Below are 25,126 nucleotides of genomic sequence, written 5' to 3' on the forward strand. Positions count from 1 at the left end.
CCGGACGGGCCCGAACGGCCCCGGTACGAGCGGACGCGCGACTTTACCCGATCTTTCCGAACGCCCGCGCGACCGTTTCGCCCGCCCCGCCGCCCATCCCGCCGCCCGGCCTCGCCCTCGGCCCGTCGCCGGCCCGGCCCCCGGTCAGCCGCGCGCCAGGATCTCGCCGTGCAGCATGGAGAACCAGCCGTCCCCGGCGGCGCTCCACTCCTGCCAGCCGGCCGCGATGCGCGCCAGTTCGGCCTGGTCCGCGAAGCCCCGCTCCACCGCCGTCCGGCCGATGGCGGAGCCGGTCACCCGGTCCGCCCACATCCCGCCCCACCAGGCGCGCTGCTCGGGCGTCGCGTACGTCCAGGTGGTGGCGGTCGCGGCGATGTCGGTGAAGCCCGCCGCCCGCGCCCAGGACAGCAGCCGCCGCCCGGCGTCCGGCTCACCGCCGTTGGCGCGGGCGATCCGCTCGTACAGCTCCAGCCAGCGGTCCAGCGCGGGCGCCTCGGGGAACCAGGTCATCGACGCGTAGTCGACGTCCCGGGCCGCGACCACACCGCCCGGCGCCGCGACCCGGCGCATCTCGCGCAGCGCGGCCACCGGGTCGGCCACGTGCTGCAACACCTGGTGAGCGTGCACCACGTCGAACTCGCCCTCTCGAAAGGGCAGTTCGTGGACATCGGCGACCTCGAACACGACGTTGGACAGGCCCCGGCCGGCCACGTACGCGGCGGCCTGCTCCAGCACCTCGGCGGAGGTGTCCACGGCCACCACGCGACCGCCCGGGCCGACCAGCTCGGCCAGGTCGGCGGTGATCGTGCCGGGCCCGCAGCCGATGTCCAGCAGCGCCTGCCCGGGGCGCAGTTCGGGCAGCAGGTAGGCGGCCGAGTCGGCCGCCGTCCGGGAGCGGTGCGAGCGCAGCACGGCCTCCTGGTAGCCGTGGGTGTAGACGGTGGCGGGCTGCTGTCCGGTCATGGTGTCCCCTGGGGAGTGGTCGGTTTCCGCGACGCCTTCGACGCTAGTGGACATTCCGCATTCCGAGAAGATTCGTCTCACCTGTCGATCACCCTGCGACCGCGCCACCCCCGGCGGCCGTACCGTGGGGCGCACCCGAGAGAACGGTCCCCCCGCCCATGCCCGGCCAGCGCCCCTTCGTCCTGCTGAGCGCCGCGATGTCCCTCGACGGCCACCTCGACGACGCCTCCCCCGACCGCCTGCTGCTCTCCAACCGGGCCGACTTCGACCGGGTCGACGCCGAACGCGCGGCCGCCGACGCCGTCCTGGTCGGCGGCAACACGCTGCGCGCCGACAATCCGCGCCTGCTGGTCAACGACCCCGCACGCCGGGCCGCCCGGCTCGCGGACGGCCGCGCCGAGTACCCGCTGAAGGTGACGCTCAGCGCGAGCGGCGCGCTCGACGCCGACCTGCGCTTCTGGCACACCGGCGGCGCCCGGCTCGCCTACACCACGGACGCCGGCGCGACCGTGCTGCGGCCCCGCCTGGACGGGCTGGCCGAGGTGGTCGCGCTCGGCGGCGCGGTGGACCTCGGCGCGGTGCTGGACGACCTGGGCGCGCGCGGGGTGCGCCGGCTGATGGTCGAGGGCGGCGGCGGCGTGCACACCCAGTTCCTGGCCCAGGGCCTGGCGGACGAGCTCCAGCTGGCGGTCGCCCCGCTGCTGGTCGGCCAGGCCGAGGCGCCGCGGTTCGTCCGCCCGGCCGCGTTCCCGGGCGGCCCGGCCCGGCGGATGCGCCTGCTGGAGGCACGTACGGTGGACGACGTCGTCCTGCTCAGGTACGCCCCGAAGGAGCCCGCCCCGTGACCGGAGTCCGTCCCGTGACCGCCGACCTCGACCACCTGCGCCGGGCCGTCGAACTCTCCCGCCGCTGCCCGCCGTCCGCGACGGCCTTCTCGGTCGGCGCGGTGATCGTCGGCGCCGACGGCGAGGTGCTGGCGGAGGGCTACAGCCGGGAGGGCGACGCGCACGACCACGCCGAGGAGGCGGCCCTCGGCAAGCTGCCGACCGGCGACCCGCGGCTGCGCGGGGCGACCGTCTACAGCTCGCTCGAACCGTGCGGACAGCGCGCCTCGCGGCCGGCGCCGTGCGCCCGGCTGCTGATCGCGGCGGGCGTGCCGCGGGTGGTGGTGGCCTGGCGCGAGCCGGACCTGTTCGTCACCGACTGCCAGGGCACGGCCCTGCTGGCGGCGGCCGGGGTCGAGGTGGTGGAGCTGCCGGAGCTCGCCGAGGCGGCCCGCGCGGTCAACGCCCACCTGCTCGGCTGATCTTTTGTATCATCAGGGAACAAAGAGCTCGTCCTTCCTTGCCCGAGGAGCAGCCCCATGCCCGCCACACCCCTCCAGCTGACCGCTCGCGCCCTCCTCCTGGACATGGACGGCACCCTGGTCAACTCCGACGCCGTGGTGGAGCGCTGCTGGCACCGCTGGGCCGAGCAGCACGGACTCGACCCCGTCGCCGTGCTGGCCGTCGCCCACGGCCGCCAGGGCCACGCGACGATGGCCGAACTGCTGCCCGACCGCCCGGTGGAACTCAACCTCGCCGACAACCGGCGGATGCTCGCCGCCGAGCGCGCCGACACCGACGGCGTCGTCCCGATCCCCGGCGCCGGCGCCTTCCTCGCCGCCCTGGACGGCCTGCCGCACGCCCTGGTCACCTCCGCCGACGAACCGCTCGCCCGGGTCCGGATGGGCGCCGCCGGCCTGCCGATGCCGCCCGTCCTGGTGACCGCCGAGTCCGTCGGCGCCAGCAAGCCCGACCCGGAGGGCTTCCTCAAGGGCGCCGCCGCCCTCGGCTTCGCCCCCGCCGACTGCCTCGCCTTCGAGGACTCCGACGCCGGCATCACGGCCGCCCGCGCCGCCGGCATCCGCGTCGTCGGCATCGGCCCCCGCGCCGCCGCCCACCGGCCGGACGCCCACGCCGACACCCTCGACGACGTCACCGTGACCACCGCACCGGACGGCACCCTGACCGTCACCGTCCGCCCCTGACCGGGGCGGCGACCCGGTCACCCTTGTCACCGCACGAGTCAGACGTAGGAGTCGAGCCATGAAGACGACGACCTACTCGGACTCCCGCGCGCACTACGCCGAGGTGCTGAACGCGGTCACGGACGACCGCGAGGAGGTCGTGATCACTCGCGCCGGACACGAACCGGTGGTCACAGTCTCACTGGAGGACCACCAGCCCCTCAAGGAGACCGCCTACCTGCTGCGCAGCCGCACGGTGACACGGAAGGGGCCGGGCTCGACAGAGCCCGGCCCCTTCCGGTCCGCACATTCGACCAACCGGTCAACTCGCGGCAAGCAGACGGCTACACGTTGAAGCGGAACTCCACCACGTCGCCGTCCTGCATGATGTATTCCTTGCCCTCGATGCGGGCCTTGCCCTTGGAGCGGGCCTCGGCGATGGAGCCGGTCTCGACCAGGTCGGCGAAGGAGATCACCTCGGCCTTGATGAAGCCCTTCTGGAAGTCGGTGTGGATGACTCCGGCGGCCTCGGGGGCGGTGGCGCCCTTCTTGATGGTCCAGGCGCGGGTCTCCTTGGGGCCTGCGGTGAGGTAGGTCTGCAGGCCGAGGGTGTCGAAGCCGACCCGGGCGAGGGTGGCGAGGCCGGGCTCCTCCTGGCCCATCGACTGGAGCAGCTCCAGGGCCTCGGCGTCGTCGAGCTCGATCAGCTCGGACTCGATCTTGGCGTTGAGGAAGATCGCCTCGGCCGGGGCGACCAGCTCGCGCTGGACGTTCTTGAAGTCCTCGTCGGCCAGCTCGGCCTCGTCCACGTTGAAGACGTAGAGGAAGGGCTTCGCGGTCAGCAGGTGGAGGTCGCGGATCGGGGTGGTGTCGAAGCCGGCCTCGAAGAGGGTCTTGCCGGTCTCCAGGACCGCCTGCGCGGCCTCGGCGGCGGCCAGCACGGGGGCGGTCTCCTTCTTCAGGCGCGCCTCCTTCTGGAGCCGCGGCAGGACCTTCTCGACGGTCTGGAGGTCGGCCAGGATCAGCTCGGTGTGGATGGTCTCGATGTCGTCCTTGGGCGACACCTTGCCGTCCACGTGCACCACGTCCGGGTCGGTGAAGGCGCGCACGACCTGGCAGATCGCGTCCGACTCGCGGATGTTGGCGAGGAACTTGTTGCCCAGTCCCTCGCCCTCGCTGGCGCCGCGCACGATGCCGGCGATGTCGACGAAGTCGACGGTGGCCGGGAGGATCCGCTGGGAGCCGAAGATCTCGGCGAGCTTGGCCAGCCGCGTGTCCGGGACGCCGACGACGCCGACGTTCGGCTCGATGGTGGCGAACGGGTAGTTGGCCGCCAGCACGTCGTTCTTGGTCAGGGCGTTGAACAGGGTCGACTTGCCGACGTTCGGCAGGCCGACGATTCCGATCGTGAGCGACATGAAGCGCAGTCCCGTGGGCTTGGAGGAGTTGGGTCGGCCCCGTGCGGGCCGACCCCCAAGTCTACGGGCAGCGCCTCACGCCCCGGTCGCCGCCGGGAGGGGCTCCAGGAACTCCGGCCGGCCGCCCGGGCGGCTGGGCCGGACAGGTCAGGCCGCTGAACGACGATCACATCAGCCCTCCGCCAGGAGACACGGGGCAAGACCTGAACGGTCCATTACACAGTGTGGCGATGATCGGACCGTACGTTGGGCGGGTGGAGCAGAGCATCCGTACCCAGCCGCCAGGGCCCAGACGCCGACCGCCGAACGGCGCGGCCGGGGCCGCCGTCCCCGGGCCCGGCCGGGCTCCCGAGACCGCCGGAGCCCCCGCCGCCGCCCCCGCCGCCCGGCTACGCCCGGTAGCCGGGCCGCCCGCCGCCACCACCGCCCGCCCGGCCACCCCCAGGCTGCGGTTGCGGCTGCCGCTGCGCGGACGCGCCGAGGCCCCGCTGTACGGGCGGCGCCGGACCGGACGGCCGACCCGGCTGACCGCCATCGGCACGGGCGTGGCCGCCGTGCTGGCGACCCTCGCCGTCGCGGGCCTGGACCGGCTGCTGTTCGACGGCCTCGGCTGGCTGTTCGGCCTCGGCTACCTGGCCGTCTGCTTCCAGCTGGCCGTCCGGGTGCGCTACGTCGACCTGCTGGCCGCACCGATCAGCGGGCCGATCGCCTTCGCGCTGGCGCTGCTGCTGCTCGGGCCGGTCACCTCCTCGGGCGTCACCGCCCAGGTGGTGGCGTTGGCGACCGGGCTGGCGCTGCGGGCCGGCTGGCTGTTCTCCGGCACCGGGCTGGCCGCGCTGATCGTGCTCGCCCGGTTCGTGGCCCAGCGCCGGATCCAGCGCTCCCGCTGAGCGGTGCCTCGGGCGGGCGGCCTCAGCCCGCCGCCCGGGCCGCCGCCATGGCGGCGCCGACGATGCCCGCGTCGTTGCGCAGCTCGGCCGGCACCACCCGCGCCTCCCGCTCCCGCAGCAGCGGCAGGAACTTCTCGTGCTTGCGGCTCACCCCGCCGCCGATCACGACCAGCTGCGGCGAGAACAGCATCTCGACCAGGTCCAGGTACTCGTCGACCCGCCCGGCCCACTGCTCCCAGGTCAGCCCGTGCCGTTCCTTGGCGGCCGAGGAGGCCCGGCGCTCGGCGTCCTTGCCGCGCAGTTCCAGGTGGCCCAGCTCGGTGTTGGGCACCAGCACGCCGTCCACGAAGAGCGCGCTGCCGATGCCGGTGCCGAAGGTGAGCACCAGCACCACGCCCGACTGGTCGCGCCCGGCGCCGTGCACGGTCTCGGCGAGCCCGGCCGCGTCGGCGTCGTTGAGCACGGTCGCGGGCAGGTCGAGCGCCTCGCGGAACAGGCCCGCGGCGTCCAGGCCGATCCAGCCCTTGTCCACGTTGGCGGCGGTTCTGGTCCGGCCGCCGACCACCACGCCGGGGAAGGTGAGCCCGACCGGGCCCTGGTGGTCGAACTGGCGGACCACCTCGCGGACGGCGGCGACCACGGCCTCGGGGGCGGACGGCTGCGGGGTGAGCACCTTGTACCGCTCCTGGGCCAGCACGCCCCGGGCGAGGTCGACCGGGGCGCCCTTGATGCCCGAACCGCCGATGTCCACGCCGAATACCGCCGCCATCACGTCCACCCTCCGCCGGGGCCGCGGACCGCTTGTCCACAGCCTGTGCACAAAACTACGAGAGGGCACGGGTGGACGCACAGCAGAAAACCCGGCAACCCCGAGGGGGTGCCGGGCTCTGCGCGAAAGGACCCGGGAGCGGTCCCGGGACCGGCCCTACAGCTTGCCCGCCGCCTCGGCGCGCAGGTCGCGGCGCAGCTCCTTGGGCAGCGAGAAGGTCAGGTGCTCCTCGGCGGTCTTGACCGTCTCGACCGTGTCGTAGCCGCGCGCGGCCAGCCACTCCAGCACGCCCTCGACCAGGATCTCCGGGACGGAGGCACCGCTGGTCAGGCCGACCGTGCCGACGCCCTCCAGCCAGGCCTCCTGGAGCTCCTCGGCGAAGTCCACCAGGTGGGCGGCCTTGGCGCCGTACTCCAGGCCGACCTCGACCAGGCGGACGGAGTTGGAGGAGTTCTTGGAGCCGACCACGATCAGCAGGTCGGTCTCGGGGGCCATCTGCTTGACCGCGACCTGGCGGTTCTGGGTGGCGTAGCAGATGTCGTCGCTGGGCGGGCTGACCAGCGCCGGGAAGCGCTTCTTCAGCTCGCCGACGGTGGCCATGGTCTCGTCCACCGACAGGGTGGTCTGGGACAGCCAGACGACCCTGGACTCGTCCCGGACCCGCACGTTGGCGACGTCCTCGGCACCGTCCACCAGGTGGATCCGGTCCGGGGCCTCGCCCATCGTCCCGACGACCTCCTCGTGGCCCTCGTGGCCCACCAGCAGGATGTCGAAGCCCTCGTCGGCGAAGCGCACGGCCTCCTTGTGCACCTTGGTGACCAGCGGGCAGGTGGCGTCGATGGTGGCCAGCCGGCCGGCCTTCGCCTCGTCGTGGACGGACGGCGCGACGCCGTGCGCGGAGAAGACCACGATCGAGCCCTCGGGCACCTCCTCCGTCTCGTCGACGAAGATCGCGCCCTTCTTCTCCAGGGTCTGCACCACGTACTTGTTGTGGACGATCTGCTTGCGGACGTAGATGGGCGCCCCGTACTGCTCCAGGGCCTTCTCCACGGCGATCACGGCGCGGTCTACACCCGCGCAGTAGCCCCGGGGGGCGGCGAGCAGGACACGGCGCGGCGCGGTGTTGGACATGGCTCCATCGTACGGGCGGCGCCGAGCCGCGCCGACGGGAGGCGCTTTCCGGACAGACCCGGTCGCCGGTGCTCAAATGTGGTGTCTATGAGCTCTGCGAACGGGCAAACGGAACCGGGCGGCCTGCGCCGCAGCCTGAGCGTCCGCGACCTGATGGTCTACGGCCTGCTGTTCATCGCCCCGATGGCGCCGGTCGGCGTGTTCGGCGTCCTGGACGCCAGGAGCCACGGCGCCGTCGCCACCGTCTACCTGGCCGCGACCGTCGCGATGGGCTTCACCGCCTTCTCGTACGCCCAGATGGTGCGCGCGGTGCCGCAGACCGGCTCGGTTTTCGCCTACGCGCGGGCCGGGCTGGGCGAGGGGCCCGGGTTCATCGCCGGCTGGATGGCGATGCTCGACTACCTGCTGATCCCGGCGGTCGCCTACCTGTTCTCCGGGATCGCGCTGAACTCGCTGGTGCCCGGGGTCTCCCGCTGGGTCTGGACGGCGCTCGCGGTGGTGCTGACCACCGCGCTCAACCTGATCGGCGTACGGACGGCGGCCGTGGTCGGTTTCGCGGTGCTCGCCCTGGAGATCGCGGTGCTGGCGGTGTTCGTCGCCGCGGCCGTGGTGGCGCTGCTCCAGGGCGGCGCCCGGCGCGGCTGGGACACCCCGTTCACCGCCGTCGGCACCTTCTCGCTGACCGCGGTGATCTCGGCCGTGTCCGTCGCGGTGCTCTCCTACCTGGGCTTCGACGCGATCGCCACCTTCGTCGAGGAGGCGGTCGGCGCCTCGGCGGCGGTGGCCCGGGCCGTGCTCTGGTGCCTGGCACTGGCCGGGGTGCTGTTCGTCGCCCAGACCTACCTGGCCGCACTGCTGGAACCCCTGGGCCCGCAGCAGCTGGCGGCCGACCCGGCGGCGCAGGGCTCGGCCTTCTACGACACGGTGGAGAGCGGGGTCGGGCACTGGCTGCACGTCCTGGTGGCGGCCAGCAAGGCGATCGGCGCGGCCTTCGCGGCGCTGGCCGGGCAGGCGGCGGCCGGGCGGCTGGTCTACGCGATGGGCCGGGAGGGGCGGCTGCCGCGCGTCCTCGGCACGGTCGACCCGGCCACCGCGGTGCCGCGCCGGGCGCTGCTGGCGGCCGCGGTGATCACGATGGCCGCGGCGGTCTGGGCGGCCGACCGGGACGACGGGCTGGACCAGCTGACCTCGGTGGTCAACGTCGGCGCGCTGACCGCCTTCGCGCTGCTGCACGCCTCGGTGATCGGCTGGTACACGGTGCGGCACGGCTCCCGGGACCGGGTGCGGCACCTGCTCGTCCCGGCCCTGGGGATCGTGGTGATCGCGGCGGTGGTCTACGAGGCCTCGACGACCGCGCAGCTCGTCGGGCTGATCTGGCTGGCGGTCGGGCTGGTGGTGCTGGGCGTCCAGGGCTCCCCCGCTCCGGGCGGCCCTGTCGGCGGGCGCCGCTAGCCTCGCGTACACGGCCGACACCAGCTCCCCGGACAGGCCCTAACCTCGTACGCATGGCCAACACCAGCTCCCCCGAAGCCCCGATCCCGGTCGGCAAGGTCTCCGCGCTGATCGGCGGCTGGATCGACCGGCTCGGCGCGGTCTGGGTGGAGGGGCAGATCACCCAGCTCAGCCGCCGGCCGGGGGCGGGCGTGGTGTTCCTGACCCTGCGCGACCCGCAGGCGGACGTGTCGCTCACGGTGACCTGCTTCCGCTCGGTGTTCGACCAGGTCGCGGAGGTGGTGCAGGAGGGCGCGCGGGTCGTCGTACACGCCAAGCCGGAGTGGTACGCGGCGCGCGGGCAGCTGTCGCTGCGGGCCTCGGAGATCCGGCCGGTCGGGCTGGGCGAGCTGCTGGCCCGGCTGGAGCAGCTGAAGCGGCGGCTCGCCGGGGAGGGCCTGTTCGCGGCCGAGCGCAAGCGCCCGCTGCCGTTCCTGCCGCAGTGCGTCGGGCTGGTCACCGGGCGCGGCTCGGCGGCCGAGCGGGACGTGCTGGAGAACGCCCGGCGGCGCTGGCCGGCCGTCCGCTTCGAGGTGCGCAACGTCCCGGTGCAGGGGGTCAGCGCGGTGGAGCGGGTGAGCGCGGCCGTCCGGGAGCTGGACGAGCACCCCGAGGTGGACGTGATCATCGTGGCCCGCGGCGGTGGCAGCGTCGAGGACCTGCTGCCGTTCTCGGACGAGGGGCTGGTGCGGCTGGTCGCGGACGCCCGTACGCCGGTGGTCAGCGCGATCGGCCACGAGCCGGACCAGCCGCTGCTGGACTTCGTCGCCGACCTGCGCGCCTCCACCCCGACCGACGCCGCCAAACGGGTGGTTCCGGACGTCGGCGAGGAGCTGGCCAAGGTCCGCCTGCTGCGGGACCGTGCCCGGCGGCACGTCCTCGGCCGGGTCGAGCGCGAGCAGCACGGGCTGGACGGCGTGCGCAGCCGCCCCGCGCTGGCCGCTCCGCACCGGATGCTGGACGGGCGCGGCCAGGAGGTCACCGCGCTGCTGGAGCGGGCCCGGCGCACCCTGCGGCACCGGCTGGACCACGCGCAGAGCGACCTCGGGCACACCCTCGCCCGGGTGGTCGCGCTGTCCCCGGCGGCCACCCTGGAGCGCGGCTACGCGGTGCTCCAGCGGACGGACGGCACGGTGGTGACCGACCCGGCGCAGGTCACGGCCGGCGAGGGGCTGCGCGCCCGGGTCGCGGGCGGGGCCTTCGACGTCGCGGTGGCGGACGGCCAGGGCTCGTAGGAACGCCCGGCGTCGCGGTGGCGGACGGCCAGGGCTCGTAGGAACGCCCGGCGTCACGGTGGACGACGGTCAGGCCTCGTAGGAGCGCTGCCGGGAGAGTGCGCGGGAGTGCTCGCCGAAGCCGAGGCTGCGGTAGAGCGCCTCGCCGCCACTGCTGGCGTGCAGGTCGATCCGGCCGACCCGCTGGTCGTCGAACCAGTCCAGCAGCGCCTCGGTGCAGGCCCGGGCGTAGCCGCGCAGCCGGTGGCCGGGGTCGGTGCAGATGTTGAAGACGAAGCCGAACCGGCCGTCCGGGTTTCCCGGCGCGGGCAGCCGGTGCTCCAGCGTGCCGACCGCGCAGGCGGCGAGCCGGCCGGGCCGCCGCGGATCGTCCACCACGAAGGACGGCATGGTCAGTTCCCCGGCCGGGGCGGCGAGGCGCTCGCGCAGTATCCGCTCGGCGGTGGCCTGCCAGGGCCCCGGCCCGGTCAGGCCGGCCATGCTGGGCATCGCCTCGAACATCAGGTTGCGCAGCCGGACGAGCTCGGAGGCGTCGGCCGGGGCGGCGGGTCGGACCGTGATCATGCGGCGGAGGGTAGCGCCGCCGGCCGGCCGGTTGCATCCGATTTCGCCGCTGCCTCCACCGCTGCCTTCGCCCGCCGCCTTCGCCCTGCCGCTTTCACCCCGCCACGGCCGTTGTGTCGGTGCTGCGCGGGCTCTGTCGGCTCCAGCCCCTACGCTGGCACGCATGGCAGAGCAGCAGGAGCAGCAGGACGCGGCGGCACCGACCCCGGACGACGCGCTGGGCTACGAGCACGCCCGGGACGCGCTGCTGGAGGTGGTCCGGCAGCTGGAGAACGGCGGGACGTCGCTGGAGGAGTCGCTGGCGCTGTGGGAGCGCGGCGAGCAGCTGGCGAAGGTGTGCCAGCGCTGGCTGGACGGCGCCCGGGCCCGGCTGGACGCGGCGCTGGCCGCCGAGGAGGACGGGGCCGCGGGCGGGCAGTGACGCGGCTCACAGTAGGCCGGGGAATCGTTGAAACTTCATCCATGTTGAGATGGTCTGACCGGCCACGGCCGGTCAATCCGACGAACCCCCTCCCGCATGAGGTGCAGACAAGCATGACCACCGACGCCCTGGTACTCGACGCCGCCGCTCAGGACCTGCTGTTCCGCGAGGCCCGCACCGCGAACACCTTCACCGACGAGCCGGTGACCGAGGAGCAGGTCCAGGCCATCTACGAGCTGGTCAAGTACGGCCCGACCGCCTTCAACCAGCAGCCGCTGCGCGTCGTCCTGGTCCGCTCGACCGAGGGCCGCGAGCGCCTCGTCCAGCACCTGGCGGACGGCAACAAGGCCAAGACCAGCACCGCCCCGCTGGTCGCCATCCTCGCCGCGGACAACGAGTTCCACGAGGAGCTGCCGACCCAGTTCCCGCACTTCCCGCAGGCCAAGGACGTGTTCTTCTCCGAGCGCACCGTCCGCGAGCGCTCCGCCTCGCTGAACGGCGCGCTGCAGGCCGCCTACTTCATCATCGGCGTGCGCGCCGCCGGCCTGGCCGCCGGCCCGATGACCGGCTACGACGCCGAGGGCATCAACAAGGAGTTCTTCGGCGACGGCGAGCACTCGGTGCTGGCCGTGGTCAACATCGGCAAGCCGGGCGACGACGCGTGGTTCCCGCGCTCGCCGCGCCTGGAGTACGACCAGGTCGTCACCACGGTCTGATCCACCGCACGCGCGAGGGCCCGCACCGGTTCGTCCGGTGCGGGCCCTCTCCGTATGCGCACGGGGGCGTTCGGGGTCGTACGGGCGCGTCCGCGGGGCGTTCGCGGGGGCGTACGGAGCTGTTCCCCCCGGGGCGACCCGGGGGCACGGGCTACTTGAGCGCCTGGGCCAGCTCGGCCAGTTCCTCGTAGGAGGCGGTGCCGGTGAGCACGGTGGTCGCGTCACCGGTCTGCACGGTCAGGGCGCGGGACTTCTCGCCCTGCACCCGCTCCCAGGTGCGCCCGGCGACCTCCGAGGTGCCGTCCGGCTTGCCGCCCGCGATCTTGTCGGCCAGCAGCGCGTCGCGGGGGACGTCGCTCTGCTCGACCGCCGCGTACTGGCCGGACGGCGTGACGAAGCCCAGGTGCCAGGCGTTGCCCTTGCCCTTGCTGATCGCGGCCGGCTGGTAGCCGACCGAGGTGGCCCGCCACTGGTCGGACAGCCCGTCCGGGGAGAGCAGCGGGTACGGCGCGCCGCGCTTCGCGGAGGCCGCCGCCACCTTGTACTCGACCACGTGCACCGGGTCGCTGTTCGCGTCGTGCGGAAGGAACAGGTACCCGATCCAGACCACGGCGCCGACCGCCAGCATCGACAGGACCATGTCCCGTACGGTCTCCCGGCCCCTCATGCGTTTGCTCTCTCCAGCCACCCCCACATGGTGACTCATCCCTACGGCGGTACGGCCACCCGGGGTGCCCGCGTACGGGTGAAGCGGGACGAACCGACCTGGTCGGGCGCCGGGTGGCGACCCGCGCCACAGACAGTCATCTCATAGGCAGATACGATCGCAGGACCCTCACCACGGCGTTCGACCAGGCAGTAGTCGGGCGCTTACTGGCCGTCGCGTACAGAGAGGTAACGACGATGACCACGCAGTACCCGAACCACCTTCCCAGCGCCCTGGAGGTCGCGCCCGAGGCTCCGGACCGGAACCTCGCGCTCGAACTCGTCCGGGTCACCGAGGCGGCCGCGATGGCCGCCGGCCGGTGGGTCGGCCGTGGCGACAAGAACGGCGCGGACGGCGCCGCCGTCAAGGCGATGCGCACCCTCGTCTCGACCGTCTCGATGAACGGCGTGGTCGTCATCGGGGAGGGCGAGAAGGACGAAGCCCCGATGCTCTACAACGGCGAGCGGGTCGGCGACGGCACCGGCGCCGAGTGCGACGTCGCGGTCGACCCGGTCGACGGCACCACGCTCACCGCCAAGGGCATGAACAACGCCGTCGCCGTCCTGGCCGTCGCCGACCGCGGCACCATGTTCGACCCCAGCGCCGTGTTCTACATGGACAAGCTGGTGGCCGGCCCCGAGGCCGCCGAGTTCGTCGACATCACCGCCCCCGCGGCCGTCAACATCCGCCGGGTCGCCAAGGCCAAGGGCAGCGCCGTCGAGGACGTCACCGTCGTCGTCCTCGACCGCCCGCGCCACGACGGCCTGGTCCGGGAGATCCGCGAAGCGGGCGCCCGGATCAAGTTCATCTCCGACGGCGACGTGGCCGGCGCCATCATGGCCGCCCGCGAGGGCACCGGCGTCGACCTGCTGATGGGCATCGGCGGCACCCCCGAGGGCATCATCGCGGCCTGCGCCATGAAGTGCATGGGCGGCGTCATCCAGGGCCGGCTGTGGCCCAAGGACGACGCCGAGCGGCAGAAGGCCCTCGACGCAGGCCACGACCTGGACCGGGTGCTCACCACCGACGACCTGGTCAGCGGCGAGAACGTGTTCTTCGTCGCCACCGGCATCACCGACGGCGAGCTGCTGCGCGGCGTGCACTACCGCCAGGAGACCGCCACCACCAGCTCGCTGGTGATGCGCTCCAAGAGCGGCACGATCCGCGAGATCAACTCCGTCCACAAGCTGTCGAAGCTGCGGGCCTACAGCGCGATCGACTTCGACCGCGCCAACTGACACCGGGCGACCGCACCCGCGGCCTCGGCGGAATCCCCCTCCGCCGAGGCCGCGGCGCGTCCGGCCCGGGGCGCACCAGGAGCCCCGTCAGCCCGCTATCCGCCGCTGCCCCGCGACCACCCGGGTCGCCTCGCGCAGCTCCGACTCCCGGCGGCGGCGACGGGCCAGCACCACCCGGCGCTCGGCGGCCGTCAGCCCGCCCCAGACCCCGTACGGCTCCGGCTGCGCCAGCGCGTGCTCGCGGCACTCCAGCAGCACCGGACACCGGGCGCACACCTGCTTCGCCTGCTCCTCGCGCGACAACCGGGCCGCAGTCGGCTCCTTCGAGGGCGCGAAGAACAGCCCCACCTCGTCCCGCCGGCAGGCCGCGCCGGTGTGCCAGGGGCTGTCCTCGCCCGAGGACGCGCCCTGGGCGGCGGTCTGGGGGCCCTGGCCGCCCGGGGGGTGCGGCTGCGGACTGCGCTCCAGCAACTGCGCGGCGGCGACGGGCGAGGTGGTGCGGGACTCGATCGGATGCAGCACGGCCGTACTCCTGACGAGACTCTCGGACACGGGGAAGCTCGCTCCCCTGCCCGGCTGCGAGCCCCCGCTGTCCAACCCCGAGTCGGCCGCTGGGCCGCCTCCGGTGCGCAGCCGTACAAGAAGCGATGTGCGGAAGGAACTACCCCGCCCGCCCGCGATTCATGCACACTGCACGCAATCGACTACGGAGCGCACCGGAGACAACGCGGAACGCCCGGCCGGGAGTTGATCCCCGACCGGGCGTTCGACCCGCCAACCCCGGCTACTCGGTGCCGAGTTGCTTGCGCACCCACTCCTTGAGCTTCTTGCCCCGGCGCGGCTTGGCCTCGCAACCGCCGAACACCGCGACGCCCTTGACCCGGACCACCGGCGCGTACGGGTCCGCCGCCGTCTGCTCCTTGACGTCGAATCCGCCGAAGATGCCGACGCCGCCGCCGTGCAGGCTCACGTTCTCCGGCACCCGGATCTCGACGCCGCCGAACAGCGCCGTCACCTCGATCTCCACCTCGGGCGACTCGAAGACGGCGTCGGTCAGGTCGATCTCCACCCCGCCGAACGCCGCGAACGCCTTCAGGTGCGACCCCACCCGCCAGCGGCCCTTGCGGGACGATCCGCCGAAGATCGCCACCATCGACGGCGACTCCTGGCGCGCGGGCGGCAGCGCCGGCGTCACCGCACGCGGCGCCGGGGCCTCCAGCGGCGGCTTCTCGAACGACAGCGGCCGGTGGCCCGGCAGGTCCCTGGTCAGCGGCACCAGATCGCCGAAGGTCTTGGCGGCGTACGCGGCCCCGATCCGGTCCGCGTGCTCGTCCGCGTCCAGCCGGCCCTCGGCGTAGGCGTCCCGCAGCAGCTCCGCGATCCGCTCGCGGTCGGCGTCCGACACCCGCATCTCCGCCTGCGCCACCGGGGCGTGCGACGGCTGGGTCTGCTGCTCCGGCAGCGGCCGGAGTTGCGGCTGCGGCTCGGGCCGGCTCTCGGGCTTGGTCATCGGTACGGGCGCCGGCACGGACGGCTGCCCCGGATCGTCCTGCGACGGCGAGTTGTCCACGGCCCAAGACTAGTCGCTCGTACGTGCGGCCGAGTGAGCCCGGTCACGCAGGCTGCCCTGTCCGCGTGCGACGCGGAGCCGGGTCCTACCCTTGAGGGTGCTTCGCCGACGCAGCCGGACCACTGGAAACCTAAGGACCGCCCCCATGGCTCCCACGCCAGACTTCGAGTACAGCGACCTGCTCCCCCTGGGCGCTGACCCGACCCCGTACCGCAAGCTGACCTCCGAGGGTGTCTCCACCTTCGAGGCCGGCGGTCGCACCTTCCTCCAGGTCGAGCCCGAGGCGCTGCGGCTGCTCACCGCCGAGGCGATGCACGACATCTCGCACTACCTGCGCCCCGCCCACCTCGCCCAGCTGCGCCGCATCCTGGACGACCCGGAGGCCAGCCCGAACGACCGCTTCGTCGCGCTCGACCTGCTGAAGAACGTCAACATCTCGGCCGGCGGCATCCTGCCGATGTGCCAGGACACCGGCACCGCCATCGTCATGGGCAAGCGCGGCCAGAACGTGCTCACCGAGGGCGGCGACGAGTCGGCCATCGCGCGCGGCGTCTTCGACGCGTACACCAAGCTCAACCTGCGCTACTCCCAGATGGCCCCGGTGACCATGTGGGACGAGAAGAACACCGGCAACAACCTGCCGGCCCAGATCGAGCTGTACGCCACCGACGGCGGCGCGTACAAGTTCCTCTTCATGGCCAAGGGCGGCGGCTCCGCCAACAAGTCGTACCTGTACCAGGAGACCAAGGCCATCCTGAACGAGGCGAGCATGCTCTCGTTCCTGGAGCAGAAGATCCGCTCCCTCGGCACCGCCGCCTGCCCGCCGTACCACCTGGCGATCGTGATCGGCGGCACCAGCGCCGAGTTCGCGCTCAAGACCGCCAAGTACGCGTCCGCGCACTACCTGGACAACCTGCCGACCTCCGGCGACGCCAAGACCGGCCACGGCTTCCGCGACCTGGAGCTGGAGGCGAAGGTCACCGAGCTGACCCAGAAGATCGGCATCGGCGCCCAGTTCGGCGGCAAGTACTTCTGCCACGACGTGCGGGTCGTCCGCCTGCCGCGCCACGGCGCCTCGCTGCCGGTCGCCATGGCCGTCTCCTGCTCCGCCGACCGCCAGGCGCTCGGCAAGATCACCGCCGAGGGCGTCTTCCTGGAGCAGTTGGAGACCGATCCGGCCAAGTACCTGCCGGACACCACCGACGAGCACCTGGACGACGACGTCGTGCGCGTCGACCTCGACCAGCCGATGTCCGCGATCCGCGCCGAGCTGTCCAAGTACCCGGTCAAGACCCGGCTCTCGCTCACCGGCACCCTGGTCGTCGCCCGCGACATCGCCCACGCCAAGATCAAGGAGCGCCTGGACGCCGGCGAGGGCATGCCCAAGTACCTCCAGGACCACCCCGTCTACTACGCCGGCCCGGCCAAGACCCCCGAGGGCTACGCCTCCGGCTCCTTCGGCCCCACCACCGCCGGCCGGATGGACTCCTACGTCGACCAGTTCCAGGCCGCCGGCGGCTCCATGGTCATGCTCGCCAAGGGCAACCGCAGCAAGCAGGTCACCGACGCCTGCGCCGCCCACGGCGGCTTCTACCTCGGCTCCATCGGCGGCCCCGCCGCCCGTCTCGCCCAGGACTGCATCAAGAAGGTCGAGGTCCTGGAGTACGCCGAGCTCGGCATGGAGGCCGTCTGGCGCATCGAGGTCGAGGACTTCCCGGCCTTCATCGTGGTCGACGACAAGGGCAACGACTTCTTCCGCGAGACCACCGAGGGCCCGCTGATCACCAGCCTCCGGGTCCGCTCCAAGGAGTAGCCGCGCCGCGTTCGTCAACCGCCCCGGCCGCGTCCGTCGCGACCGGGGCGGCCGCGTTGCGCGTGCTCACGCGTCGAAGTCGTACTCCAGGACGTAGGAGGCGGCGTCGAGGATCATCTCGTTGAGCTCGACGACCTGGCCGTCGTCGGCGAAGGCGGTGCGGCAGATCAGGATGACCGGGGTGCCCGCCGACAGCTCCAGGCGGGCGGCCTCGTCCGCGCCGGGCATCCGGGAGCGGACCTCCTCGCGGAAGTGGACGGGCTTCGCGCCGATCTCGGCCAGCCGGGCGTAGGTGCCGCCCGGGCCGGTGTCCTCGCGGGTGATGGCCGTACCGGCGACCAGGCCGGCCGGCAGGTAGGAGGTCGACAGCAGCACCGGCTTGCCGTCCAGCACGAAGCGGCGGTGCCGTACGCACATCGACGCGCCCGGATCCACTCCCAGCACCCGGGCGACGTGCTCCGGCGCGCCCCGTTCGGTGACGGACACCTGGTCGACCACCAGCAGGCGGTTGTCGATGTCCGCCGACCATATGGACCGGCCCGAGCCCCACTGCCCCTGCGCCAGCCGCTGGATCCCGCGCCGGCGCAGCGGCCGGAAGTCCCGGACGAAGACCCCCGCTCCCCGGCGCGCCTCGGCGATGCCCTCGCTCTGCAGCACGCCGAGCGCCTGGCGGGCGGTCATCCGGGCCACGCCGTACTCGTCCATGAGGTCGTTCTCGCCCGGCAGCCGGTCACCCGCGCGGTACCGGCCGTCGTCGATGGCCGCCTTCAGCGTGTCGGCGATCCGTTGGTACTTGGGCTGTTTGTCGCCACTGCTGCCGGTCATCGCCGCTCCCTCTCCCTCGGACAAATCGTAGGCGCGCCCACGGCCGACGGTAAGCCGATACGACCATTGACATCTCTAGAGATATTAGCTTCTCTAGAGATGCTGGGTAGTCGCCGAGCACCACACACACGGACAGCGACCAGGGCGCGGCCCCCACCCGGCGCCGCACCCGCACCAGAACAGCGAGGAGCAGTGCGGTGAGCACCCGTCAGCGCGACTCCGCGGCCTACCGGCCGCACGTGGGTGAACTCGTCCTCGACCGGAGGACCGGACGCACCGGCATCTACATGGACACCATCGGCGGGGAGCACTACCTGCGCCCCGAGGGCGGCGGCCGCGAATGGACCGCCGAACCCGGACGGGTCTCGCCCGTTCCCAGGCCCCGCGATTCAGCCGAATACGATCTTCCGCGCTAATTGCGGCAAAAAGCACGCAAACAGCAACATTCCCACCCGCAATCCCCCCGAGTGAATCCGGAATTCCGGAACGCCCCGCACCCACCGTCGGGCACGTTACGGATATCACCGGTCACCATGAGTGCATCACGGGCGGGATTCGGCCACCGGGCGGGCACCGGTGCCGAATGGAGCACGCCCAAAACCCACAGCGCCCCCGTGCCCGGACCGGGACACGGGGGGCACGGGGCCTTCGGCCGGACCGGCTTACGGGTGGCCGGAGATCATGCCTTCCGGCTCGTACCGCTTGCCCGGCCCGACCGTGGCCGGCGCGACGGGCTCCACCACGTGCGCGGCCTCGTCCCCGAACAGGTCGTTCTCTATCGCCGCCTTCTGCGCGTCGGACGGCGCGGTGTACTCGGTCGTGTTCGAGGACGCGGCCACCGCGCCCTCGACAGCCTCGCCCGCCTCCACAGCGACGGCCGGGACATCCGTCGTCGCCGCGTTCTCGGGCGCCGAAGCCACCGGGGTCTCGCTCTGGTCGTTGGCCATTGGGCGGCCGCCTTTCGGTCATCAAATGTGTCTCGCCCGACCTCCGTGGCACGGGCGTGCGGACAGTATCGTAGGGTTGATTAAATGTCCGATAAACATCGCGCGGCTTGCGCTGCCGCCCGGCAGAGTCGGGCGTCCGCCTAAGCTGAAGCACCACGGCGGACCGCCGAGCGCCCTTTCACGGAATCGACACCACAGGCCATCGGGGGACTTTCATGGAGTTTCGGGAGACGCCGCAGACCCCTGCGCTGCGCTTCCAAGTCCTCGGTCCGGTCCAGGCCTGGCTCGACGGCAAGCCCCTTTCCCTCGGATCTCCCCAGCAACAGGCAGTTCTGACCACCCTTCTGCTGCATTCCGGACGCCCGGTCACCACGCAGGACCTGGTCGACGCACTCTGGGGCGAGCGGCACCCGGCCCAGGCGGTGGCGGCACTGCGCACCTACGTCTCCCGCCTGCGCTCCGTCATCGAGCCCCGGCGGGAGGTACGCCGGCCCTCCGAACTGCTGATCTCGGTCGCCGACGGCTACGCGCTGCGCATCCCCGGCGAGGCCCTCGACCTGACGGTCTTCGAACGGCTCTGCGCCGAGGCCGCGGCCGCCCGGGCCTCGGGCGACAAGCACGAGGCGCACCGGCTGCTGGCGCGGGCGCTGGACCTGTTCAGCGGCCGGCCGCTCACCGGCATCCCCGGCCCCTACGCCGACACCCAGCGGCTGCGGCTCGCCGAACGGCAGGTGGCCGCCGCCGAGGAGCTGTGCGCCGTCGCCCTCGACATCGGCCTGCACGCCGAGATCGTCGGCGAGCTGAACGGCCTGACGGCCGAACACCCGCTGCGCGAGCGCCTGAGCGAGCTGCTGATGCTGGCGCTGTACCGCTGCGGGCGCCAGGCCGAGGCGCTCGGCGTCTACACCGACACCCGCAAGCTGCTGATCGAGGAGCTCGGGGTCGAACCCGGAGCCGGCCTGTCCGCGATGCACGCCCGCATCCTGGCGGCGGACCCGACACTCGCCCTCCCGGCCGTACCCACCCCGGCGAGCCGTGAGGACGGTCCGGCCGCTCCCCCGGCGCCCGCCCAACTCCCGGCCGACGTATCGGACTTCAGCGGCCGAACCGACCTGGTGAGCGACCTCTCGACGGTCCTGATGAACGCCACCGGCCAGGCCGTGGTGGTGACTTCGCTGGCCGGTATCGGCGGGGTCGGGAAGACCACCCTCGCCGTCCACGTCGCCCACCGCGTCCGCGGCGAGTTCCCGGACGGGCAGTTGTACGTCGACCTGCGCGGCGCCGGCACCTCGCCGGCCGACCCGGTGGCCGTCCTGGGCGACTTCCTGCACGCGCTCGGCGTCACCGACAGCCCCGACTCGCTCGAACAGCGCGCCGCCCTCTACCGGTCGCTGCTCGCCAGCCGGCGGATGCTCATCCTGCTCGACAACGCGCGCGACGCCGAGCAGATCCGACCGCTGATCCCCGGCGTCTCCGGCTGCGCCGTGCTCGCCACCAGCCGCTCCCGGCTGGCCGGCATCCCGGGTGCACAGTTGTTCGACGTCGAGGAGCTGACCCCGAACGAAGCGCTGGCGCTGTTCTCGGCCATCGTCGGCGAGCAGCGGGTCGCCGCCGAACCGGAGGCGGCCATGCAGGTGGTCACCGCCTGCGGGTTCCTGCCGCTCGCCGTCCGCATCGCCGCCGCCCGGCTGGCCAGCCGTCCGCGCTGGAGCGTCTCCGACCTGGCCAGACGGTTAGCCGACCAGCGGCGGCGACTGGACGAACTCCAGCTCGGCAACCTCGCCGTGGAGACCACCATCGGACTCGGCTACGGGCAGCTCTCGACGGACGAGGCCCGTGCCTTTCGGCTGCTCGCCCTGATCGACTCCCCGGACATCCCGCTGCCCGCCGCCGCGGCGCTGCTCGGCGCGAACGAGTACACCGCCGAGGACCTCGCCGAGGCGCTGGTCGAGGCGAACATGCTGGAGTGCTTCACCCCCGGCCGCTACCGCTACCACGACCTGCTCCGGCTCTACGCCCAGCGGCAGAACGAGCGGATCGGGGACACCACGGAGCAGGAGCGGGCGGTGCTGCGCCTGCTCGACCTGCTGATCCCGACCGTCCGCAACGCGGCCCAGGTGATCGAGCCCGACGACCAGCTCCCGGAACCGCTCAACCCCCTGGGCTCGTCAGGCCTGGATCTGCCGACGAGCCGGGACGCCCGGCAGTGGCTGCGGACGGAGATCACCTTCCTGCTCAGCGCCGTCGAGGCGGCCGTGCGAGGACCGGACTTCGTGCTGCGCCCGGCCGTCGACCTGCTGATCGTCCTGAACAGCCTGGTCAGGGATCCCACGCACGGCTCGCGGATGCGCCGGTTCCTGGTGACCGCCGAGCGCAACGCCGCCGCCTACGGAGACGCTGCCGCCCTGGCCCGGGTGCACTTCGCCTTCGGCACGCTGCAGTCGATCACCAATGACTTCCAGGGCGCCGAACAGTCGCTCCGCAAGAGCCTGACCCTCCAGCGCTCCGACGACATGACGATCCTGCGGTCGGCGGCGAGCAACGACCTGGGGATCATCCTCAGCCTGACGAACCGCCCCGCCGAAGCCATCCCGCTCTTCGAGCAGGCCCTCGGCATCAGCCGGGTGGTCCGCGTTCCGATCAACGAGGCCCGGCTGCTCGGCAACATGGCGCGGGCACAGCTCAAGCTGGGCGACACCGAGACCGCTGTCCGCTCGGTCATCGAGGCGGTGGCGACGGCCCGGACGTCGAGGAACGGTCCCTGCCTCGCCGACACCCTGTACCAGACCGGTGTGGTGCTCGCCTCCACCGACGAGCCGAGGGCGGCGGTGGGCTACCTGCGAGAGGCTCACCAGCTGTTCCAGGCCCAGCAGAATCCGCTCTGGGAGGGCTACACCCTCGCCCGCCTGGCCTCCGCCCTGCTCGCCGCCGGACAACACGCCGAGGCGGCCGAAGCGGCCGACGAGTCGCTCGTGATCGCCCAGGAACTGGACTCCGCCTACTGCCAGGGCCTCGCGAACGCCACCCTCGGCGAGTCGCTGCTCGCCCTGGCCCAGCCGGCCCGCGGACTCGCCTGCCTGCGCGAGGCGCACGCGATCTTCACGCGGCTCGGTGTGCCGGAGGCCTCCCCCGTGGCGGACCTCATCTCCCAACAGCACACCGAGCCTCCCCCATCTTCCCCAGCGCCGTAGGTCTCCGCCCCCCGGCAGAGCCCCTACCCCCGTTGTGCGCGTCGGCGCCCCCGCAGCCCCCCGGCTGCGGGAGCGCCCTCAACGCTTCCCCGGCGCTGGACTCCACTCTGCACCCCGGCGATTGACGTTCGATAAACGCCCGACGGCCGGCCCTCGCCCCGGCGAAACCGCAGGTCAGCCGTTCCACCACGGCGCGCCATGCGGCGCGCGGAGCCCGCACGCACCACCCCCGCCCGCACCGTCGTGCTTCCGCAACCCCGTCCACACCGGCCCAAGCATGACGAGTTGGCTGGAAAGGGACCCCATGGCGCAGAGATCACGCATATTCTCAGATGCCAGTACACACACGAGTGTCTGCCGGCAACGTGTGGGCCGGCGAGGCAGGACGGGCGCCGGGGCGGACGGCATCCCGCTCCCGTGCGGCCGCGTGCAGCCGGCCGGAGGCCACGGGTGGAAGGGTGCCTCTCAATCGTGACGACCGGACAGATATCCGACTCGTTCCCCGTCGACGAGGACGCGGGAGACGACGGGCCCGACGTGCGGCGGCGCCGGGCGGCGCGTGCCCTGCAAGCCGTCGCCTTCGACACCATCGGCGCCGGGTACGGCGAGGCGTTCCCGGCCAAGGACGGGCAGCTGGCCTGCGGACGGCAGCTGCTGGCCGAGCTCGAACCCGGCGCGCGGGTGCTGGACGTGGGCTGCGGCACCGGGGACCCGACGGTCAGGCAGCTGGTCGCGGGCGGGCTGCGGGTGACCGGGATAGACCTCTCGGACGTGATGCTCTCGCTGGCCCGGCAGGCCCGGTTCCCGGGCGAACACCCGCCGGAGTTCCATCGGATCGACCTGTTCGATCTGGCCACCGAGCGCGCCGGGCAGGTCTGGAACGCCCCCGGGCTGGGGCCGCTGGGCAAGGACGGGTTCGCCGCCGTCACCGCGTTCTTCTCCCTGATCCTGCTGCCGCAGGACGAGATCCCGACCGTGCTCGCGCGGCTGCGCGAACTCCTCCGGCCGGGCGGACTGCTGGCGCTCGGTATGGTCGAGGCGGATCTGGATCACGTTCCGCTTCCGTTCCTTGGCAGAGAGCTGCGGATCAGTGGGTATCTGAGGGAGGATCTGGAGCGGGTTCTCGTCACGGCGGGCTTCGCCGTCGAGGAGTGCTCGGGGCATCCGTACGCGCCGGCCAGCACCACGCTGCCGCCGGAGGAACAGCTGTTCCTGTGCTGTCGACGCGTCGGCTGACCCACCGCACGGCAGCAAGGCCCGCCAGCAGGACACCGCAGACCACCACAGAGACCACACCGAATCCAGGACAGGCAGCCGTGCGCGACCAGCTCAAGACCGAGGCCGGACAGCCGGCTGCCGTCCCGGGCCAGCGCGGCCTGCCCCTGGCACCGGCACCGGCACACCAACCGACCGCGCGCCCGGAGCGCGAGGACGTGGCGGGCCGGCTCGGCTACCTCGACCTGGCCACCCGGCGGATCAACAGCGCGCTCGACCTGTCCGCGACGCTGCGCAACATCGGCCGGGTACTCGTTCCCACGCTGGCCGACGCCGCCGTGGTCCACCTGCGCGATCCGCTGCCCAACGTCGAGCGCGAGCCCGGCTTCCCGGACGAGCTGCGGATCCACCACAGCACCGGCACCCGGATCGGGCGACGCGGCCGGCCGAGCGGCGCGGACGACCGGCACCGCTCCCGGTACGGCTCCCGCTCCACCGCCGACACCGGCCCCGCCACCCCGGTGACCCGCGGCGGGGCGCTCGCGCACGCCCTGCTGAGCCGCCGCCCCGCCGAGTCCGCGGTGCTCGGCACACCCGGCGCCGAACGCACCGAGGCGCTGCTGCGCGAGCTGTACGGCACCCGCGGGCTGGCCCGCCTGGCCGCGGGCACGTCGGTGCTGGCCCTGCCGCTGCGCGGCCGCAAGGCCGTGCTCGGCCTGCTGGTGCTGATCCGCCGCCCTCCTGAACGCACCGGCCGGCCCGCCTTCGACGCCGCCGACACCGCGACCGCCGCGCACCTCGCCACCCAGGCGGGGCTGGCGGTGGACACCGCCCTGCGGTACGCCCGCGAGTGGGAGATAGCCAACGAACTCCAGCGCAGCATGCTGCCGTTGCGCCTGCCGCAGCCGCACGGCGTCCGCCTCGCCCAGCGCTACCTGCCGGGCGAGCGCGGCGCGCAGGTCGGCGGCGACTGGTACGACGCCGTGCCACTGCCCGGCAACCGGGTCGCCCTGATCGTCGGCGACGTGATGGGCCACTCGCTCACCTCGGCCGCCATCATGGGCCAACTGCGCACCAGCGCCCAGACCTTGGCCGCCCTCGACCTTCCGCCGCACGAGGTGCTCTACCACCTGGACGAGCAGGCCCAACGGCTCGGCCGCGAACAGCACCTGGCGACCTGCGTGTACGCGGTGTACGACCCGATCGCCAACCGGGTGGTGCTGGCCAACGCCGGGCACGTCCCGCCCGTCCTGGTCCGGCCGGACGGCACCGCCGAGTTGGTGGAGCTGGACTCCGGGGCCCCGATCGGGGTCGGCGGGGTGGACTTCAACTCGGTCGAACTTCCCGCCCCGCCCGGCTCGGCCCTGCTGCTGTTCACCGACGGCCTGGTGGAGACCCGCAGCCGCCCGATCAGCGACGGCCTGGAGGTCCTCCGCGCCCGGATCGCCGCCGCCCGCTGGCAGTCCCCCGAGCAGCTGTGCCAGGAGGCGCTGCGGATCCTGCCGCCCGGCGACCGCGGCGACGACATCGCCCTGCTGGGCGCGTGCTTCGACGGCATCCCGGCCGGGGACGTCGCGCACTGGTACCTCCAGCCGCGCAACGAGACGCCCGGCCGGGCCCGCCGGCTGGCCGCCCACACGCTGCGCCGCTGGGGGCTCGGCGAGCTCAGCGAGGCGACCGAGCTGATGATCAGCGAGCTGGTGACCAACGCCGTCCAGCACGCGACCCGCCCGGTCACCCTGAGCCTGGTGCGCACCACTCGGCTGCGCTGCGAGGTCGGCGACGACAGCCCGCTGCTGCCGCGGCCGCGCCGTACCGGGCTGGAGGACGAACGCGGTCGCGGCCTGCAGATAGTGGCCCGGTGCGCGGACCGCTGGGGCGCCACCCGGCTGGGCACCGGCAAGGTGGTCTGGTTCGAGCAGCGACTGCCCCAACCGCCCGTCGAGCAGCGGCTACCGTAACCACCCGTAACCACCCGCAGCCGCCCGTCGAGCAGCGGCTGCCGCAGCGCGCGG

Annotated in this window: 23 protein-coding genes and 1 pseudogene; 14 read left to right on the forward strand and 10 right to left on the reverse strand. The window is 73.1% G+C overall.

Translation table 11 applies throughout. The features are described 5' to 3' along the window. Positions 1–144 precede the first annotated feature (144 nt). Positions 145–963: a methyltransferase domain-containing protein gene (locus AB0P03_RS17755; RefSeq protein ID WP_363585432.1), complete on the reverse strand. Its 819-nt coding sequence runs from the start codon at positions 961–963 to the stop codon at positions 145–147. 158 nt (positions 964–1,121) lie between these two features. Between AB0P03_RS17755 and AB0P03_RS17760 the strand changes: the two are divergent. The 3 genes and pseudogenes from AB0P03_RS17760 (at position 1,122) to AB0P03_RS17770 (ending at position 3,326) form a co-directional block, all read left to right on the forward strand. Then, a pseudogene (locus tag AB0P03_RS17760) lies at positions 1,122–2,269 on the forward strand (dihydrofolate reductase family protein). A 57-nt stretch (positions 2,270–2,326) separates the two neighbouring features. Further along, positions 2,327–2,992: an HAD-IA family hydrolase gene (locus AB0P03_RS17765; protein ID WP_363629566.1), complete on the forward strand. Its 666-nt coding sequence runs from the start codon at positions 2,327–2,329 to the stop codon at positions 2,990–2,992. A 58-nt stretch (positions 2,993–3,050) separates the two neighbouring features. After that, entirely contained in the window at positions 3,051–3,326 is a 276-nt protein-coding gene (locus tag AB0P03_RS17770; protein ID WP_363629568.1) for a type II toxin-antitoxin system Phd/YefM family antitoxin, read from the forward strand. Here AB0P03_RS17770 and ychF read toward each other — a convergent pair. Further along, entirely contained in the window at positions 3,316–4,389 is a 1,074-nt protein-coding gene (gene ychF / locus AB0P03_RS17775; protein ID WP_363621373.1) for a redox-regulated ATPase YchF, read from the reverse strand. The genes AB0P03_RS17770 and ychF overlap by 11 nt on opposite strands. Before the next feature lie 254 nt (positions 4,390–4,643). Here ychF and AB0P03_RS17780 point away from each other — a divergent pair, with 254 nt between their 5' ends. Continuing rightward, positions 4,644–5,279, forward strand: coding sequence for a DUF6542 domain-containing protein (locus AB0P03_RS17780; protein ID WP_363621372.1), 636 nt, complete (start codon positions 4,644–4,646; stop codon positions 5,277–5,279). A 22-nt stretch (positions 5,280–5,301) separates the two neighbouring features. On the opposite strand, the gene ppgK is transcribed toward AB0P03_RS17780, so the two are convergent. Both ppgK and AB0P03_RS17790 read right to left on the reverse strand, forming a co-directional pair. Continuing rightward, positions 5,302–6,048 carry a polyphosphate--glucose phosphotransferase gene (gene ppgK, locus AB0P03_RS17785; RefSeq protein ID WP_363585437.1) on the reverse strand — a complete coding sequence of 249 codons (747 nt, stop codon included), beginning with the start codon at positions 6,046–6,048 and terminating at the stop codon, positions 5,302–5,304. A 156-nt stretch (positions 6,049–6,204) separates the two neighbouring features. Then, positions 6,205–7,179, reverse strand: coding sequence for a 4-hydroxy-3-methylbut-2-enyl diphosphate reductase (locus tag AB0P03_RS17790; RefSeq protein ID WP_363585438.1), 975 nt, complete (start codon positions 7,177–7,179; stop codon positions 6,205–6,207). Between the two features lie 87 nt (positions 7,180–7,266). Between AB0P03_RS17790 and AB0P03_RS17795 the strand changes: the two genes are divergently transcribed. Continuing rightward, on the forward strand, positions 7,267–8,631 hold the full coding sequence (locus AB0P03_RS17795) for an APC family permease (RefSeq protein WP_363629570.1): 1,365 nt from the start codon (positions 7,267–7,269) through the stop codon (positions 8,629–8,631). A 53-nt stretch (positions 8,632–8,684) separates the two neighbouring features. Next, the gene (xseA, locus tag AB0P03_RS17800; RefSeq protein WP_363629572.1) at positions 8,685–9,905 is read left to right on the forward strand and encodes an exodeoxyribonuclease VII large subunit; all 1,221 of its coding nucleotides are present in this window, start codon (positions 8,685–8,687) and stop codon (positions 9,903–9,905) included. A 69-nt stretch (positions 9,906–9,974) separates the two neighbouring features. On the opposite strand, the gene AB0P03_RS17805 is transcribed toward xseA, so the two are convergent. After that, positions 9,975–10,469: a GNAT family N-acetyltransferase gene (locus AB0P03_RS17805; RefSeq protein WP_363585441.1), complete on the reverse strand. Its 495-nt coding sequence runs from the start codon at positions 10,467–10,469 to the stop codon at positions 9,975–9,977. 163 nt (positions 10,470–10,632) lie between these two features. On the opposite strand from AB0P03_RS17805, the gene AB0P03_RS17810 reads away from it, so the two are divergent. Both AB0P03_RS17810 and AB0P03_RS17815 read left to right on the forward strand, forming a co-directional pair. Continuing rightward, positions 10,633–10,890 carry an exodeoxyribonuclease VII small subunit gene (locus AB0P03_RS17810; RefSeq protein ID WP_363585442.1) on the forward strand — a complete coding sequence of 86 codons (258 nt, stop codon included), beginning with the start codon at positions 10,633–10,635 and terminating at the stop codon, positions 10,888–10,890. 113 nt (positions 10,891–11,003) lie between these two features. After that, on the forward strand, positions 11,004–11,606 hold the full coding sequence (locus tag AB0P03_RS17815) for a malonic semialdehyde reductase (RefSeq protein WP_363585443.1): 603 nt from the start codon (positions 11,004–11,006) through the stop codon (positions 11,604–11,606). 151 nt (positions 11,607–11,757) lie between these two features. On the opposite strand, the gene AB0P03_RS17820 is transcribed toward AB0P03_RS17815, so the two are convergent. Beyond that, a complete protein-coding gene (locus tag AB0P03_RS17820) occupies positions 11,758–12,312 on the reverse strand; it encodes a DUF4245 domain-containing protein (protein ID WP_363629574.1) in 555 nt (184 codons plus the stop codon). 197 nt (positions 12,313–12,509) lie between these two features. Between AB0P03_RS17820 and glpX the strand changes: the two genes are divergently transcribed. Beyond that, the gene (glpX, locus tag AB0P03_RS17825) at positions 12,510–13,550 is read left to right on the forward strand and encodes a class II fructose-bisphosphatase (RefSeq protein WP_063347979.1); all 1,041 of its coding nucleotides are present in this window, start codon (positions 12,510–12,512) and stop codon (positions 13,548–13,550) included. An 87-nt stretch (positions 13,551–13,637) separates the two neighbouring features. Here the strand turns inward: glpX and AB0P03_RS17830 are convergent, their stop codons facing one another. Both AB0P03_RS17830 and AB0P03_RS17835 read right to left on the reverse strand, forming a co-directional pair. Further along, positions 13,638–14,072 carry a WhiB family transcriptional regulator gene (locus tag AB0P03_RS17830; protein ID WP_350879949.1) on the reverse strand — a complete coding sequence of 145 codons (435 nt, stop codon included), beginning with the start codon at positions 14,070–14,072 and terminating at the stop codon, positions 13,638–13,640. Between the two features lie 262 nt (positions 14,073–14,334). Then, positions 14,335–15,120: a DUF1707 domain-containing protein gene (locus tag AB0P03_RS17835; RefSeq protein WP_363585444.1), complete on the reverse strand. Its 786-nt coding sequence runs from the start codon at positions 15,118–15,120 to the stop codon at positions 14,335–14,337. A 145-nt stretch (positions 15,121–15,265) separates the two neighbouring features. On the opposite strand from AB0P03_RS17835, the gene AB0P03_RS17840 reads away from it, so the two are divergent. Then, complete coding sequence (locus AB0P03_RS17840; RefSeq protein ID WP_063347981.1) at positions 15,266–16,933, forward strand: fumarate hydratase; 1,668 nt, start codon at positions 15,266–15,268, stop codon at positions 16,931–16,933. Between the two features lie 66 nt (positions 16,934–16,999). On the opposite strand, the gene AB0P03_RS17845 is transcribed toward AB0P03_RS17840, so the two are convergent. Continuing rightward, on the reverse strand, positions 17,000–17,758 hold the full coding sequence (locus tag AB0P03_RS17845) for a GntR family transcriptional regulator (protein WP_363585445.1): 759 nt from the start codon (positions 17,756–17,758) through the stop codon (positions 17,000–17,002). A gap of 197 nt (positions 17,759–17,955) precedes the next feature. Here AB0P03_RS17845 and AB0P03_RS17850 point away from each other — a divergent pair, with 197 nt between their 5' ends. After that, positions 17,956–18,174 carry a hypothetical protein gene (locus tag AB0P03_RS17850; protein WP_363585446.1) on the forward strand — a complete coding sequence of 73 codons (219 nt, stop codon included), beginning with the start codon at positions 17,956–17,958 and terminating at the stop codon, positions 18,172–18,174. 246 nt (positions 18,175–18,420) lie between these two features. On the opposite strand, the gene AB0P03_RS17855 is transcribed toward AB0P03_RS17850, so the two are convergent. Beyond that, on the reverse strand, positions 18,421–18,705 hold the full coding sequence (locus AB0P03_RS17855; RefSeq protein WP_363629576.1) for a hypothetical protein: 285 nt from the start codon (positions 18,703–18,705) through the stop codon (positions 18,421–18,423). Between the two features lie 215 nt (positions 18,706–18,920). Between AB0P03_RS17855 and AB0P03_RS17860 the strand changes: the two genes are divergently transcribed. The 3 genes from AB0P03_RS17860 (at position 18,921) to AB0P03_RS17870 (ending at position 25,072) form a co-directional block, all read left to right on the forward strand. Continuing rightward, positions 18,921–21,896 carry a BTAD domain-containing putative transcriptional regulator gene (locus tag AB0P03_RS17860; RefSeq protein ID WP_363629578.1) on the forward strand — a complete coding sequence of 992 codons (2,976 nt, stop codon included), beginning with the start codon at positions 18,921–18,923 and terminating at the stop codon, positions 21,894–21,896. Positions 21,897–22,367: 471 nt separating this feature from the next. Continuing rightward, complete coding sequence (locus AB0P03_RS17865; protein ID WP_363585449.1) at positions 22,368–23,132, forward strand: class I SAM-dependent methyltransferase; 765 nt, start codon at positions 22,368–22,370, stop codon at positions 23,130–23,132. An 80-nt stretch (positions 23,133–23,212) separates the two neighbouring features. After that, the gene (locus AB0P03_RS17870; protein WP_363629580.1) at positions 23,213–25,072 is read left to right on the forward strand and encodes an ATP-binding SpoIIE family protein phosphatase; all 1,860 of its coding nucleotides are present in this window, start codon (positions 23,213–23,215) and stop codon (positions 25,070–25,072) included. Positions 25,073–25,126: the final 54 nt, after the last annotated feature.

Origin of the sequence: Kitasatospora sp. NPDC088779 (assembly GCF_040685395.1) — a bacterium.
Lineage (GTDB): Bacteria > Actinomycetota > Actinomycetes > Streptomycetales > Streptomycetaceae > Kitasatospora.

Coding starts and splice junctions, on each gene's coding strand:
- AB0P03_RS17755 (WP_363585432.1), bottom strand. CDS start 963: ATGACCGGACAGCAGCCCGCCACCGTCTACACCCACGGCTACCAGGAG.
- AB0P03_RS17765 (WP_363629566.1), top strand. CDS start 2,327: ATGCCCGCCACACCCCTCCAGCTGACCGCTCGCGCCCTCCTCCTGGAC.
- AB0P03_RS17770 (WP_363629568.1), top strand. CDS start 3,051: ATGAAGACGACGACCTACTCGGACTCCCGCGCGCACTACGCCGAGGTG.
- ychF (WP_363621373.1), bottom strand. CDS start 4,389: ATGTCGCTCACGATCGGAATCGTCGGCCTGCCGAACGTCGGCAAGTCG.
- ppgK (WP_363585437.1), bottom strand. CDS start 6,048: ATGGCGGCGGTATTCGGCGTGGACATCGGCGGTTCGGGCATCAAGGGC.
- AB0P03_RS17790 (WP_363585438.1), bottom strand. CDS start 7,179: ATGTCCAACACCGCGCCGCGCCGTGTCCTGCTCGCCGCCCCCCGGGGC.
- AB0P03_RS17795 (WP_363629570.1), top strand. CDS start 7,267: ATGAGCTCTGCGAACGGGCAAACGGAACCGGGCGGCCTGCGCCGCAGC.
- xseA (WP_363629572.1), top strand. CDS start 8,685: ATGGCCAACACCAGCTCCCCCGAAGCCCCGATCCCGGTCGGCAAGGTC.
- AB0P03_RS17805 (WP_363585441.1), bottom strand. CDS start 10,469: ATGATCACGGTCCGACCCGCCGCCCCGGCCGACGCCTCCGAGCTCGTC.
- AB0P03_RS17810 (WP_363585442.1), top strand. CDS start 10,633: ATGGCAGAGCAGCAGGAGCAGCAGGACGCGGCGGCACCGACCCCGGAC.
- AB0P03_RS17815 (WP_363585443.1), top strand. CDS start 11,004: ATGACCACCGACGCCCTGGTACTCGACGCCGCCGCTCAGGACCTGCTG.
- AB0P03_RS17820 (WP_363629574.1), bottom strand. CDS start 12,312: ATGAGTCACCATGTGGGGGTGGCTGGAGAGAGCAAACGCATGAGGGGC.
- glpX (WP_063347979.1), top strand. CDS start 12,510: ATGACCACGCAGTACCCGAACCACCTTCCCAGCGCCCTGGAGGTCGCG.
- AB0P03_RS17840 (WP_063347981.1), top strand. CDS start 15,266: ATGGCTCCCACGCCAGACTTCGAGTACAGCGACCTGCTCCCCCTGGGC.
- AB0P03_RS17845 (WP_363585445.1), bottom strand. CDS start 17,758: ATGACCGGCAGCAGTGGCGACAAACAGCCCAAGTACCAACGGATCGCC.
- AB0P03_RS17855 (WP_363629576.1), bottom strand. CDS start 18,705: ATGGCCAACGACCAGAGCGAGACCCCGGTGGCTTCGGCGCCCGAGAAC.
- AB0P03_RS17860 (WP_363629578.1), top strand. CDS start 18,921: ATGGAGTTTCGGGAGACGCCGCAGACCCCTGCGCTGCGCTTCCAAGTC.